This is a genomic window from Mangrovibacterium sp. (assembly GCF_041596335.1).
GTDB lineage: Bacteria > Bacteroidota > Bacteroidia > Bacteroidales > Prolixibacteraceae > Mangrovibacterium.
Window position 1 is genome coordinate 54,283 of sequence record NZ_JBFHIT010000027.1, and the last position, 12,836, is coordinate 67,118.

12 protein-coding genes are annotated in these 12,836 nt (G+C 43.4%); 3 read left to right on the forward strand and 9 right to left on the reverse strand.

Going from position 1 to position 12,836, the window contains the following annotated elements; all coding sequences use genetic code 11:
• The first annotated feature begins 67 nt into the window (after positions 1–67).
• The 3 genes from ABZD21_RS11125 to ABZD21_RS11135 all read left to right on the forward strand — a co-directional run bounded on the left by ABZD21_RS11125 (position 68) and on the right by ABZD21_RS11135 (position 2,942).
• On the forward strand, positions 68–1,675 hold the full coding sequence (locus ABZD21_RS11125) for a thiamine pyrophosphate-dependent enzyme (RefSeq protein ID WP_372775062.1): 1,608 nt from the start codon (positions 68–70) through the stop codon (positions 1,673–1,675).
• A 10-nt stretch (positions 1,676–1,685) separates the two neighbouring features.
• Positions 1,686–2,264 (forward strand): indolepyruvate oxidoreductase subunit beta, encoded by a 579-nt coding sequence (locus ABZD21_RS11130; RefSeq protein ID WP_372775063.1) that lies wholly within the window; start codon positions 1,686–1,688, stop codon positions 2,262–2,264.
• A gap of 201 nt (positions 2,265–2,465) precedes the next feature.
• Positions 2,466–2,942 carry a hypothetical protein gene (locus tag ABZD21_RS11135; RefSeq protein ID WP_372775064.1) on the forward strand — a complete coding sequence of 159 codons (477 nt, stop codon included), beginning with the start codon at positions 2,466–2,468 and terminating at the stop codon, positions 2,940–2,942.
• Positions 2,943–2,993: 51 nt separating this feature from the next.
• Here ABZD21_RS11135 and ABZD21_RS11140 read toward each other — a convergent pair whose 3' ends face one another.
• The 9 genes from ABZD21_RS11140 to ABZD21_RS11180 all read right to left on the reverse strand — a co-directional run bounded on the left by ABZD21_RS11140 (position 2,994) and on the right by ABZD21_RS11180 (position 12,662).
• Positions 2,994–3,860: an enoyl-ACP reductase gene (locus tag ABZD21_RS11140; protein ID WP_372775065.1), complete on the reverse strand. Its 867-nt coding sequence runs from the start codon at positions 3,858–3,860 to the stop codon at positions 2,994–2,996.
• Positions 3,861–3,953: 93 nt separating this feature from the next.
• A complete protein-coding gene (locus ABZD21_RS11145) occupies positions 3,954–4,703 on the reverse strand; it encodes a tetratricopeptide repeat protein (RefSeq protein ID WP_372775066.1) in 750 nt (249 codons plus the stop codon).
• Between the two features lie 20 nt (positions 4,704–4,723).
• Positions 4,724–6,565, reverse strand: a complete 1,842-nt coding sequence (locus ABZD21_RS11150; RefSeq protein WP_372775067.1) for a BatD family protein — start codon at positions 6,563–6,565, stop codon at positions 4,724–4,726.
• A gap of 219 nt (positions 6,566–6,784) precedes the next feature.
• Complete coding sequence (locus tag ABZD21_RS11155; protein WP_372775068.1) at positions 6,785–7,603, reverse strand: tetratricopeptide repeat protein; 819 nt, start codon at positions 7,601–7,603, stop codon at positions 6,785–6,787.
• A complete protein-coding gene (locus ABZD21_RS11160) occupies positions 7,600–8,628 on the reverse strand; it encodes a VWA domain-containing protein (RefSeq protein ID WP_372775069.1) in 1,029 nt (342 codons plus the stop codon). Before ABZD21_RS11160 ends, ABZD21_RS11155 begins: the two co-directional genes overlap by 4 nt.
• 16 nt (positions 8,629–8,644) lie before the next feature.
• Entirely contained in the window at positions 8,645–9,637 is a 993-nt protein-coding gene (locus tag ABZD21_RS11165) for a VWA domain-containing protein (protein ID WP_372775070.1), read from the reverse strand.
• A 72-nt stretch (positions 9,638–9,709) separates the two neighbouring features.
• A complete protein-coding gene (locus tag ABZD21_RS11170) occupies positions 9,710–10,702 on the reverse strand; it encodes a hypothetical protein (RefSeq protein WP_372775071.1) in 993 nt (330 codons plus the stop codon).
• Positions 10,703–10,705: 3 nt separating this feature from the next.
• Complete coding sequence (locus ABZD21_RS11175) at positions 10,706–11,587, reverse strand: DUF58 domain-containing protein (RefSeq protein ID WP_372775072.1); 882 nt, start codon at positions 11,585–11,587, stop codon at positions 10,706–10,708.
• Between the two features lie 154 nt (positions 11,588–11,741).
• On the reverse strand, positions 11,742–12,662 hold the full coding sequence (locus tag ABZD21_RS11180) for an AAA family ATPase (protein WP_372775074.1): 921 nt from the start codon (positions 12,660–12,662) through the stop codon (positions 11,742–11,744).
• Positions 12,663–12,836: the final 174 nt, after the last annotated feature.

Genomic DNA, 12,836 nt, shown 5'->3' on the forward strand with positions numbered 1-12,836 from the left:
CTGATAAAAAACATTGGATATGCGTTCTATTCTTCGTAAATTCTTGATGAATAGAAGCAAACGTCCTATGAAAAGCAAATTGTTACTAGGGAATGAAGCTGTAGCACAAGCAGCTGTTGATGCAGGTATTTCCGGCGTATATGCCTATCCCGGTACTCCGTCAACCGAAATCACGGAGTTTATTCAGCAAAATTTGGAAGCCATTGAACGGGATATTCACCGCGATTGGTCAGCAAATGAAAAAACGGCTTACGAAGAAGCACTTGGAATGAGCTATGCCGGTCGCAGGGTCTTGGTTTGTATGAAACAGGTGGGATTGAATGTCGCTGCCGATGCATTTATCAATTCAGCGATAACCGGTGTGAACGGAGGATTGGTGCTGGCTGTTGCCGACGACCCGGGGATGCATTCCTCGCAAAACGAACAAGATTCGCGGTACTACGGAAATTTTGCGATGATCCCGATCCTCGAACCCTCCAATCAGCAAGAAGCCTATGATATGTGTTACGAAGCCTTTCAACTCTCTGAGCAAACTCAACTACCGGTTATGCTTCGGCTAACAACCCGTTTGTCGCACTCACGTTCGGCAGTTGTTTTTCAGCAGTCTATCCATCCCAACTCATTGAAACTCCCGGGTAATTTGAAACAATTTTTATTGCTCCCGGTTTTTGCGCGAAAAAGCTATGCCGCTTTATTGGATAAACAAGAGGCATTGAAAAAGTTGTCCGATGACTCGAAGTACAACAAGTTCCAGCATGGTAATGATAGGAGTCTTGGTGTGGTTTGTTGTGGTTTGGGAGGAAATTACTTCAACGAAGTTTTTGCCGGTCGGGAAATTCCCCATCCCAGAGTAAAAATTGCCCAATACCCGCTACCTGATAAATTACTAATCGAGCTTGAGAATACATGTGATGAATTACTAGTTGTTGAAGAGGGGTATCCATTTGTTGAGGAGCAATTGCGCGATTTCTTCGGTAAAGGCACGAAGGTTCGTGGCAAGTTGGATGGCGCTTTGCCTCGATATGGAGAACTTACAACCGATCAGGTAGGCAAAGCATTGAAGAAAGAGTATGAGTCATCGTTCCAAATTCCGGACAGTGTTGTTCCTCGTCCACCTTCGTTTTGCCGAGGGTGTGGACATATCGATGCTTTTGATGCTTTGCAGGAAGTGGTGCAGTCTTATGGTGCCGGCCACATTTTTTCCGATATTGGTTGCTACGCCTTGGCTGCATTGCCACCATTCCAGTCCATCTATTCGTGTGTCGATATGGGGGCTTCAATTACCATGGCCAAGGGAGCGGCTGATGCGGGCTTATATCCGTCTATTGCCTTTATCGGCGATTCAACCTTTACCCACTCGGGTATTACCGGCCTACTGGATGCGGTGAATGCGAATAGTAACATGCTGATTGTAATCTCTGACAATGAATCTATTTCGATGACAGGAGGGCAGGATCCCGCGGGCTTGGGCAAAATAGAGGCAATATGCGAGGGCGTTGGCGTCGATCCGAATCATATCCGGGTTTTTGTGCCTTTGAATAAAAACAAGGAGGAAATGATCCGGATTTATAAGGAAGAGATTGATTTTAAAGGTGTGTCGGTTGTAATCGCCCGAAGGGAATGTTTGCAGAAGGCAAGTAGAAGAATCAGACAAGAGAAATCGGGTCACCGTTAAATTGAATGGTATGAAAATAGATATTATTCTCGCAGGAGTTGGTGGACAAGGAATTCTGTCCATCGGTGCCATTTTGGGAGATGCCGCCTTGTATGAAAACTTGTTCATCAAGCAGGCAGAAACTCACGGAATGAGCCAACGGGGAGGGGCAGTGGTCTCTCATGTTCGGATTGCGGATCATCCGGTTTCCGCCGACCTTATTTACCGAGGTCAAGCGGATTTCCTGTTGGCAATGGAGCCCATGGAGGCTTTAAGGCAGCTGCCGTTTTTAGGTGAAAAGGGGATGCTGATCAGCAATATGGAGCCATGTCTCAATTTGCCGAATTATCCACCCGTTGAGAAACTTTGGTTTGAGATAGAACAACTCCCCCGGTATGTATTAGTTGATGGAGGTGTAATAACACACGAGCTTTGCAATCCAAAGGGAATCAATATGGTCATGTTGGGAGCACTTTCTGTATTTATCCCATTAAAAAAAGAATCGTTGCATCAAGGGATAAAGGATGTTTTTGAAACGAAAGGAGAGAAGATTATTTCATTGAATATCCAGGCTTTTGAAACCGGGCGGTCTGTTGTACTCGACCGGTGATCCGGATCATTTCATTTCTATCTTAAAATACCCGGAGAAAGTGAATATCTTTTTTAATTTTACCCATCACATCTCGATAGGAGTTTTTTCGTGGAATTCAAGACTGGCGGCGATAAAATCGTATAACGGTGTTGAATTCCATTCATCAGTAAATATAGAGGCGGAGGTGAGCCCGAAGCTTTTTAATTGTAGCCATTTTTCATGCAAAGCCGATCAATAAAGGAAATACGAGACGAACTTAAGAATTATCCTCCGGAGCAAATTCAGGACCTATGCTTGCGGATGGCGAAGTATAAGAAGGACAACAAAGAGCTGTTGACCTATCTGCTATTTGAGTCGGAGAATGAAGCAGCCTTTATACAAGCCGTTAAAGATGATATTGATTTAGGATTTAAGAGCATGAATCGCAAAAGTGGCTATCTGATCAAAAAAAGCCTGCGCAAAATACTGAAGGATACAACCCAAGCCATTCGTTATTCAGGCATTAAAACGACGGAAATTGAATTGTTAATCTACTTTTGCCGGATGATGAGGACCGAGAAAATACCGATGCAGTCCAGTTTGGTAATACGGAACATGTATGCCCGGCAGGTTCAGAAAATAGAGACCACGGTTGGCAAGTTGCACGAAGACCTTCAATACGATTTTGAAGACGACATTGCCTACTTAAAAGCATAAAAAAACGGGGCTGAATTTCAGTCCCGTTTTGGTTTTATTCGAGTTGAATAATTAGTCGAATTTGTGATCCGTTTCAGACGATTCGCTATCGCAGTCGCAATCCAATCCTTTTTCGTATTGTTCCAAAGCACGCAAGCTCATTCCCATCGAAGAGAAACCTCCATCGTGGAATAGGTTCTGCATGGTCACTTTACGTGTCAGATCCGAGAACAACGTGATGCAGTAATCCGCACACTCATCGCCGGTAGCGTTACCTAGTGGTGACATCCGTTCGCCGAAGTCAAGCAATCTGTCGATACCTTTCACGCCACTGCCGGCAGTTGTGCGGGTAGGAGATTGCGAAACAGTGTTAATACGGACATTGCGTTCGCGGCCATAGATGTATCCAAAGCTACGGGCAATAGATTCGAGCAGTGATTTGGCGTCAGCCATATCGTTGTACCCGTAGAATGTACGTTGAGCAGCTACATACGACAATGCGACAACAGAACCCCATTCGGTGATCGCATCCATTTTACGGCACACCTGCAATACTTTGTGGAATGAAATTGCTGAAATGTCCAGCGTTTTTTCCAGGTAGTTGTAGTCCAGATCGCTGTAGTGACGACCCTTGCGAACGTTAGGAGACATTCCGATTGAGTGCAGAACGAAATCAATTTTTCCGCCTAACACTTTCATCGACTCAGCTACCAGATTTTCCAGATCGGCAACGTTTGTTGCATCGGCAGCTATTAATGTAGAATTACACTTCTCAGCGAGCTGAGCTGTATCTCCCATACGCAGGGCAACGGATGTATTCGTTAGAGTGAAGGTGGCACCTTCTTCGTACGCTCGTTCTGCTACTTTCCAGGCAATTGAATCAGCGTTCAGTGCACCAAAAATAATCCCTCGTTTACCTTTTAGTAAATTATAAGCCATGATTTTAAATTTATGAGTGTTCTAACAACTCGCGTTTAAAATGGTTTTGAAATATGGTGTAAAACAAAAAAATACCGGCTCAGCCGGCATTGTCTAAATTTTCTCAATACTGTTGGCGGGCAGCCATCCCTGGTTCCCGTCAGACAGGCGAATTTCCAACCAATCTCCCAAACTGTCCTTGATCTCGACTTTCAATCCTTCGTGAATCAGAAATAAGTCGGTTCCATTTTCAGCTGGTGAACTTTTTACCGTTACGCTACTTTGCGTAATTATGGCAAAATTATGCTCGGTCATTCGCTTTTTATGCCGGGCGGCAAAGTTAAAACTAAAAATGGAAATAACTATTATTAAAATTCCGATCCAGAATGAAAGCCGCTTTACAACTCCGCTCTGTGTAAATAGAAATAACCCAGCTAATAGCAGGAAGAGAATGAATGAGATCACACTAATGCGGGCCCATTGGTCGACCGAAAACTTGTTGGTAATATTGTTCCACCAGCGTACAAAAAAAACTTGTGGGAGCGGATCAATTGCATCTACAACATGTTGGTTGGCCAAATCTAGGTTGAATTGAATGTCCTCATCATTGGGCGCGAGCAGCTTAGCTCGCTCGAAATTTAGGATTGAGAGGGTATATTGCCCTGCTTTATAGTAACTGTTTCCCAGGTTGTAATACAACTCTGCCGACTCTTGATGCCCGTTCGCGATTTGTGTATAGACTTCAATTGCCTGATCATACTCACCGGCAATATAATGTTGGTTGGCTTGTTCCATCAGCGAATCCTGAGCCCAAACCTGGAGGCTCAAAGCCAGTAAAAATATGAATTGAATGAACTTCTTCATGCTTGTCAAATTTCAGTTTATCAACGGATTTGTTTTTCCAGTTTTCCCATCAGATTTGCCGATTTGTCGAACAATTCTTCCTGAGCCGAATCGGATGAACTTGGCGCATAGCGGGCAAATTCGCAGGTGTCGATGATGTTAATAAATTCATCAATCTGCTCTTGAGCTACTCCGCGCTGACTAAGTGCAGAAACTGCTTTGTCGCGACTCAGATTTGCTACCGGAATACTCAGTTTATCACTCAAATATCCCCAGAATGCCTTCAATATGGCTTCATAAAATTTCTCCGACTGATGATTCTTCAAAAAGCCGGCCGCATCTTTCAATCGTTTTTTGGCAACTTTATTAGCCTGCTTATTTTTTACCAGCTGGATATTGGCATTCTCTTTCAGTTTTTTCCGATAGATGATTGCGATAACCAGAGCTAAAACGAACGAACCGATATATAGTAGCCAGAACGATAAGCTTCCGTAGAAAGAATGCATTTTTTCGCGAAGCTTGTACTGGTTTTGTTTGATGTATCGAATATCCTTGCCAATAAAGCGAACATCTTCCTTACTAAATGCACTGGTAACTGTAGCGCTTTGCTCATCAGTCCCTTTTTCAATTGTTAAATTGTAAGACTGCGAACTGGTTGTTTTGTACTTTCCGGTCGTCGGGTCGAAGCTTGAAAATTTAACTGCAGGAATCGAATATTCTCCCGGAAAACGCGGAATTATAAGGTATTCAAATGTTTTGCTGCCGGTTAATCCGTTGTTTGTCGTTTTTAGGTTTTCAGTCGTTTTTGGATCGTAGACTTCAAAATCATTCGGAAATTCGATCTTTGGTGATTCAATCAAACGCAAGTTGCCGCTGCCGCTTACCGTTAAACGGAGGGTGATCGCTTCGTTGGTTTTGGCCGCTGTTTTATCAATAGCCGAAGAGAAGTTTAGGTTTCCAACACCACCGTAAAATCCTTCCGGAGGAGTTGGCAAATCTTTAACCTGCAAATAGGTCGGGTCGCTAATCACTTTTGCCGAAACGGTACGGTAGTTCTCGAAAAAGTCGTCGAAAAAGCTTCGCTGGCGTTTAACTTGTTGCCGAACAGTGCAGGTAATTTCAAATGGATCAATTTTTATGCGCCCCGTTTGCTGCGGAAACAAGATCGTCTTCTTTAGGATTCCTACCTGGTAAATCTTGCCTTTGTACACTTCACGGTTAAAGGAAATTTGGTTCGGAATGTCAATATCCTGTGTCCAAAAGCCCTCGTAGGAAGGTAATTTTACATCTTCAAAATTTGTTATCGGAACGTTGGGGCTCACAAATATTTTTACGGTAGCAATAACTTGTTCTCCTTTGGAAACATTTTGTTTGTCCAGATCAACTTTTACAAACAAATCATCTTTAGTAAGTTGGGTTGTTGAAGTTTGTTCCTGTTGTTGCTGTCCCTGTTGGGCGTTGCTGCCCGCTGCTGAGCTTTGTTGTTGCACCTGCCCTTTTACCACTTCTATTTGCAACTCGTTCGATTCGTACACTTTACCATCTACCGTAATCGATGCCGGACGTATTCTAAACTTACCGTCGTCCTTCGCCCTCAAAATAAAAATATACGAGTAGGAGACTGTTTGGGTGGTTTGTCCATTAATCATTTGAATGCTCGTACTTTGTGAGGTCGATGGTCCCATCAGTACATCGAACGCCGATAAATCGGGTAGTTTCAAATCGCGGCCTTGTTCATTAAGGGTGAATGACAGTCGGAATTGTTCGCCGACTGATACCACATTTGGACCTGTCATGTTGAATCGAACACTATCGGCAGAGGCAAGCCAGGCCGGTAATACTAATAAGGTTAATAAGATGAGTCTCTTAATCATTTTACTCATTATGCGTTGGTTATTTCCACTTCAAAATTAATACATCTAGCATGAAACGGTATTGTATGCTTTTTATTGACCGCTGATGGTAACTTATATTTCATAAGTAAATAATTTGGGTTTTAATAGCCGTATGAAACTTACAAGTTGCTGAAAACTATTTTCATTTGGTGTTTACTTTTGAGATAACCCGTTCGTTTCATCTGCTTATTTTGTCCTCTTAAACCGTTACCAATCTTTGTCCGTTTGACGCTCTTTGGCTTTTGCAGCCTTCGCTTCTTTCACTTTTTCCTGGATCTTTTGTTCATCGTTCTGCAGTGCCTGGAGTAATCGTTCTGCATTCTCCTTCGATATTTTTTGCTGCTGCTGTTGCTGCTGTTGTTGCTGTTGTTGATCTTGGTTCTGGTTGTTTTTCTGATCCTGATTCTGTTGATCCTGTTTGTCTTTATTTTGATCCTTGTTCTGATCTTGCTGATCCTTATTTTGATCTTGCTGATCTTTATTTTGATCTTGCTTATCCTGATCCTTGTCCTGATCTTTGTTCTGATCCTGTTTTTCCTTTTGCTCGTCCTGTTTCTTTTTTAGGTTCATCGCATAAAGCAGGTTGTATTTGCTGTCCAGATCGTTCGGATTGTTGCGCAGCGCTTTTTTGTAGGCTTCAATACTTTCGTCCAGCTTTTGTTGCATCAACAGTGAGTTGCCAATATTGTGGAATGCCCGTGCTTTCTCAATCTTGTCGGTACTTTTCTCAGCCACTTCTTCGTAGGTGCTTTGTGCCTGATCGAATTTTTGCTGCTTATATAACGCATCTCCGAGGTTGAAGTTCCACTTTTCATCGTCGGGACGTTTATCTAACGCGCGGCGGTAGGCCATTTCAGCCTGTGCGTAGCTGGCTGTATCCTGTTTGGTTGTATCACTCAGTGCCTGTTCATACAGCTTGTTTCCCTGACGAACAAATTTGCGCTCGTTTTGAGCCTGAACCTGGCTTGCCAACAGGAAAAACAGAAATCCTAAAAGTGCGGTATAGCTTATTGTGTGTCGTCTCATTTTCCAAATAATTTGATGTTTTTCAAATATTTGTTTTTACGTTCCAAAATCAAATAATCGATTAAAAAGAATAAAAGCGCGAGGGCGATGAACCATTGGTACTGCTCGGCATACTCGGCGTAGATCAGCGATTCCATTTCGGCGCCTTCCATTTTGTTGATTTCGCCAAACAAAGTATTCAACCCAACTTGTGCATTATTTGCCCGAACATAGACGCCATTACCTGCAGCGGCTATTTGCTGAAGCATTTGCTCATCCAGTTTGGTGACTACAACTTCGTTGTTACGATCGCGACGAAAATCTTTTTGTCCGTTATTATAAACCGGAATTGGCGCTCCTTGCGGTAAGCCCATCCCTACAGTATGAATAACAATGCCTTGTTGAGCTGCAGCTGTTGCCGCACCAATCGCATCGTCTTCGTGGTTTTCACCATCGGTAATTACTATGATTGCTTTGTTTCCGGTGAATTGAGGGCTAAAAGAGCTGGTTGCCAGATTTAAAGCTGCTCCGATTGCTGTTCCCTGGCGCGGTACAATATTCGTGCTCACCGAGTTTAAGAACAACTTAGCCGATGCAAAGTCGGTAGTTATTGGTAACTGTGTGTAGGCATCGCCGGCAAAAACAATCAATCCAATTTTGTCGTCATCCAAATTGTCAACCAACCGAGAGATGGCCCGTTTTGCCCGTTCCAGTCGGTTCGGTTGTATGTCTTCGGCCATCATCGAATTCGAAACATCCAAGGCTATAATTAACTCAACCCCTTTGCGTTTTTCGGTTTTTAACTTGCTGCCAAATTGTGGTTGAGCAACAGCAAAAATAATTGATGCCAACGCCAACATCCAGAGGACAAATTTGATGACCGGACGGTTTGAACTAACATTTGGCATGAGTTGATCGATCAGTTCTTTTTGCCCGAATTGGGCAAGCGCTCTTTTTCGTTGAATGCGGATAATAACAAAGAGCATGATCAAGATTGGTATAATGATCAATCCGTATAAGTATTCGATATGTGCAAATCTGAACATGTCCATATTTCTTCGCTTAAGGAATGTTTCTGAATAGAGAAATTTTTAAGAATAAACCGATCAGAAGAATCAGTCCGCCAAACATTGCGAATCGCTGATACTCTTCCTGTTTACGACTAAATTCTTTCACTTCAATTTTCGATTTTTCCAACTTGTCAATCTCGTTATAAATCTGAACTAATGAGTTATTATCCGTGGCACGGAAATATTGTCCGTCGGTGATATCTGAGATTTTTTGCAATGTCGCCTCGTCGATTTTCACTTCCACGTCGCGCAGCTGTGTGCCAAATGGTGTTTGAACAGGGTAGGGGGCTGTTCCAATCGTTCCAACGCCAATCGTGTAAACGCGGATGCCGAATGTTTTAGCGAGCTCTGCGGCGGTTGCCGGAGCAATTTCCCCACGGTTATTTTCACCGTCAGTCAGCAAAATAATCACCTTACTAATCGCATCGCTTTCTTTTAACCGGGCGACCGATGTTGCCAGACCGTTTCCGATTGCTGTCCCATCTTCAATCATGCCGCTTTCGATATCGCGAAACAGGTTGATGAGTACCGCATGGTCGGTTGTCAGCGGGCATTGGGTAAAACTTTCGCCCGAAAATACCACCAGACCCATTTTATCATTTGGGCGGCCGGCAATGAATTTAGTCGCTACATCTTTGGCGGCTTCCAGCCGGTTGGGTTGAAAGTCGCGCGCCAGCATCGAGCTCGAAATGTCGAGTGCTACCACAATGTCAATTCCTTCGGTATGCACGTTTTCCCAGCTACTGGACGACTGTGGGCGAGCAAGCGCCACTACCAGCAAGGCAATGCCTGCCATTTGTAAAATAATAGGCAAATGCCGGAGGTAATGTTTCCAGCTTTTACCAATATTGGCAAATCCCATGGTGGTTGAAAAGCGGATACTCGCACCTGATTTTCGGAACCTGAAGATGTACCAGGCCAGCATGGGCACCAGTAAAAACAGCAGGTAGAAATATTCCGGATTTTTAAATGTTATTCCGTTCATTTTTTTCTTTCTATTCGTAGAAATTGTTTGTTGAGCAAATTCTGTTTATAACGATTAGGGTGGCTGAACAGCCTATTTCAGTTCCACATCTTCGCCTTCGCGTTCGTCATCAGCTTTGGCTTTTCGCTCTTCAATTTTAGTGTCATTCACAAAAAAGAAGGCGTTCATCAACGTCAGGTTATGATCGTCGGGCAAAGGCTGATATTTCGCAAATTTCACCAAATCCGACAGGCTTAGAATATCTTTTAGTTGCCCGAAATTTTTATCCGTCAACAAGCCTTTACGATTTTTGAAAACCTGAATCGTTTCGTCCGACGTATATTCCATCGCGTTAATCTCAAAACGCTCTTCAATATATTCCCGCAATGTATCGGATACCTCGCTGTAGTACAGCTTGATATGTTCGGGCTCCAGCCAGTGTTTTTCCTCTTTAATGTGCTCCAACTTACGCAAAGCGATAATGTGTGGCGCTTCTTTGGGTTTGCTTGGCTTTCCGAACACCGGTTTGTTTTTCTTCCGGCGTTGGATATAATAGAAGATGAAAAACGCGATAGCCAGAATCAGGATTGCTCCCAAAATGTAGGGAGAAGCCTCGGCCAAAGTGACTGGCGCAGCATAGGGATGCTTAATATCAGTCGGGCCCATGGTGGTGTCGATTTCCATGCCATGCACGAAAAATTCGGCGGGAAGGGTCTCCATATCCTGCTGCATGTCATTCTGTATCAACTTAAATTTGAAGGCCGGTACAACTTGTCTACCCGTGTCGAAACTGGTAATCGTGAGATTTTGAATGATCTTGAGTTGTTCACTGTCGTCCAGTTTAAAGGTATCCAGTGGCGACCGTTCAACCATCTCAATGGTTTCGGAAATCGAGTCTCCAACCTGTGGAAATTCAACTTGAAACCCAGCTGGCTGTTCCACTTCAAGGCGAAGTTTAAACTGGTCGCCGATGAGCACATGGGTTGAATCGATGACGGCTTTCACTTTTATTCCCTGAGCTCTGACAGGAGCTGCGAATATTCCGAGCAAGCCGATCAACAATAGGCTAAATTTTAATCCTTTCATGTTTTATGCTTTTAACCCCCTCTTTTTAAATAACGTCATCAGGGATCTGACATAGTCTTCTTTTGTATTGATGTTGGCATAATCCACTCCACTTTTCTTGAAGGTCCAATCGAGCTTGCTACTCAGTTCGCGCCACCATTGTTCGTAATTTTCGCGTACTTTACGACTGCTGCTGTCCACCCAAATGTAGTTTCCGGTTTCAGCATCTTTCAGTTTTACCATACCAATTGGAGGCAGGCTGGTTTCGCGTTCATCGAAAATGCGCAAGGCTACTACATCGTGTTTATTGTTCGCGATAGTCAGCGCTTTGTCGAAGCTATCTTCGCGCTGGATGAAGTCGGAAATGATGAAACAAGTGCATCGTTTTTTGATGGCATTGGTCATATAGCGCAAAGCCTCAGTAATATTTGTGCCTTTGTTCTCCGGTTCAAAATCGATCAGCTCGCGAATGATGCGCAGAATATGCGATTTTCCCTTTTTGGGCGGAATGAATTTTTCAATCTTTTCCGAGAAAAAGATCACTCCAATCTTGTCGTTATTCTGAATGGCAGAAAAGGACAGGATGGCTGAGATTTCGGTGATCACATTTTTTTTGAATTTCTCGAATGAACCAAAATCGCGCGAACCACTGACATCAATCAGCAGCATCACGGTCAGCTCCCGTTCTTCTTCAAAAATTTTGATGTATGGCTTGTTGTAGCGGGCTGTCACATTCCAGTCAATGCTGCGCACATCGTCGCCAAACTGGTATTCGCGCACCTCGCTGAAAGCCATACCGCGACCTTTAAACGCCGAATGATATTCACCCGCAAAAATATTGCGGCTTAATCCCCGGGTCTTGATCTCTATCTTTCGGACTTTCTTTAATAACTCTGTATGTTCCACTAGCTTCGCTTTTTAGTTCAATGTTTCAAGTTTCAGGTTCAAAGTACCGCGATTGGTAGCCTTGAAGCTTTGATAAACAGATCATTGGTTTCGGGTTTCATTTTAACAGGCAGTCAGCACAACTTGAAACTCGAAACCTGAAACTAGGAACTATTTATGGTACTTCTACAGTGTTCAGAATATCGGTGATGATTTCTTCGGTTGTAATGTTGTTGGCTTCGGCTTCGTAACTCAGACCAATCCGGTGACGCATGACATCGTGGCAAACAGCGCGCACGTCTTCGGGAATCACATAGCCACGACGTTTGATAAATGCAAAGGCTTTGGCAGCCTGGGCTAAACTGATGCTGGCACGAGGCGATCCGCCGTAAGAAATCATGTCGGCATATTTTTCCAGCTTATATTCACTTGGTGTACGGGTGGCAAAGACAATGTCAACAATGTACTTGCTGATTTTTTCATCCAGATAGACGTCTTTTACAACATCACGAGCTTTGATAATGTCTTCGGGTTTCAATACCGTTGATGGTTTCGGAAACTGTTTCAGCAGGTTCTGTTGAATGATCAGTTTTTCTTCCTCTTTTTGCGGGTAGTTGATAACCACTTTCAGCATGAAACGGTCGACCTGAGCTTCTGGAAGTGGGTAAGTACCTTCTTGTTCAATGGGGTTTTGGGTCGCCATTACAAGGAATGGTTCTTCCAGTTTAAAGGTTTGATCGCCAATTGTGATTTGGCGTTCCTGCATTGCTTCGAGCAAAGCTGACTGAACTTTCGCCGGCGCCCGGTTAATCTCATCGGCCAACACAAAGTTGGTGAAGATCGGTCCTTTCTTTACGACAAATTCTTCATTTTTTTGGCTGTAAATAAGCGTACCCAGCAAGTCGGCGGGTAGCAAGTCGGGAGTAAACTGAATGCGGGCAAAATCAGCATCGATGGTTTTAGCCAGTGTATTAATGGCTAAGGTTTTAGCTAGCCCCGGAACCCCTTCCAACAGGATATGTCCTCCGGAAAGCAATCCAATCATCAAACTTTCAACAAGGTGTTTCTGACCAACAATAACCTTGTTCATTTCCATGCTTATTAAATCCACAAAAGAACTTTCTTTTTGGATTCGTTCATTGAGCTCACGAATATCAACTGCTTGATTCATATTTCTTAGATTCTATATTGTATTTTTGGTTGACGAAATTAGTGTTTGAGACTCCAAAAAAGGGTATAACTTTGTTAAAGATTGTTAAGTTAATTACCC

Bases quoted from the DNA above. Each gene is read 5' to 3' on its own strand.
- ABZD21_RS11125 (WP_372775062.1), top strand. From the start codon at position 68: ATGAAAAGCAAATTGTTACTAGGGAATGAAGCTGTAGCACAAGCAGCT.
- ABZD21_RS11130 (WP_372775063.1), top strand. From the start codon at position 1,686: ATGAAAATAGATATTATTCTCGCAGGAGTTGGTGGACAAGGAATTCTG.
- ABZD21_RS11135 (WP_372775064.1), top strand. From the start codon at position 2,466: ATGCAAAGCCGATCAATAAAGGAAATACGAGACGAACTTAAGAATTAT.
- ABZD21_RS11140 (WP_372775065.1), bottom strand. From the start codon at position 3,860: ATGGCTTATAATTTACTAAAAGGTAAACGAGGGATTATTTTTGGTGCA.
- ABZD21_RS11145 (WP_372775066.1), bottom strand. From the start codon at position 4,703: ATGAAGAAGTTCATTCAATTCATATTTTTACTGGCTTTGAGCCTCCAG.
- ABZD21_RS11150 (WP_372775067.1), bottom strand. From the start codon at position 6,565: ATGAGTAAAATGATTAAGAGACTCATCTTATTAACCTTATTAGTATTA.
- ABZD21_RS11155 (WP_372775068.1), bottom strand. From the start codon at position 7,603: ATGAGACGACACACAATAAGCTATACCGCACTTTTAGGATTTCTGTTT.
- ABZD21_RS11160 (WP_372775069.1), bottom strand. From the start codon at position 8,628: ATGTTCAGATTTGCACATATCGAATACTTATACGGATTGATCATTATA.
- ABZD21_RS11165 (WP_372775070.1), bottom strand. From the start codon at position 9,637: ATGAACGGAATAACATTTAAAAATCCGGAATATTTCTACCTGCTGTTT.
- ABZD21_RS11170 (WP_372775071.1), bottom strand. From the start codon at position 10,702: ATGAAAGGATTAAAATTTAGCCTATTGTTGATCGGCTTGCTCGGAATA.
- ABZD21_RS11180 (WP_372775074.1), bottom strand. From the start codon at position 12,662: ATGGAAATGAACAAGGTTATTGTTGGTCAGAAACACCTTGTTGAAAGT.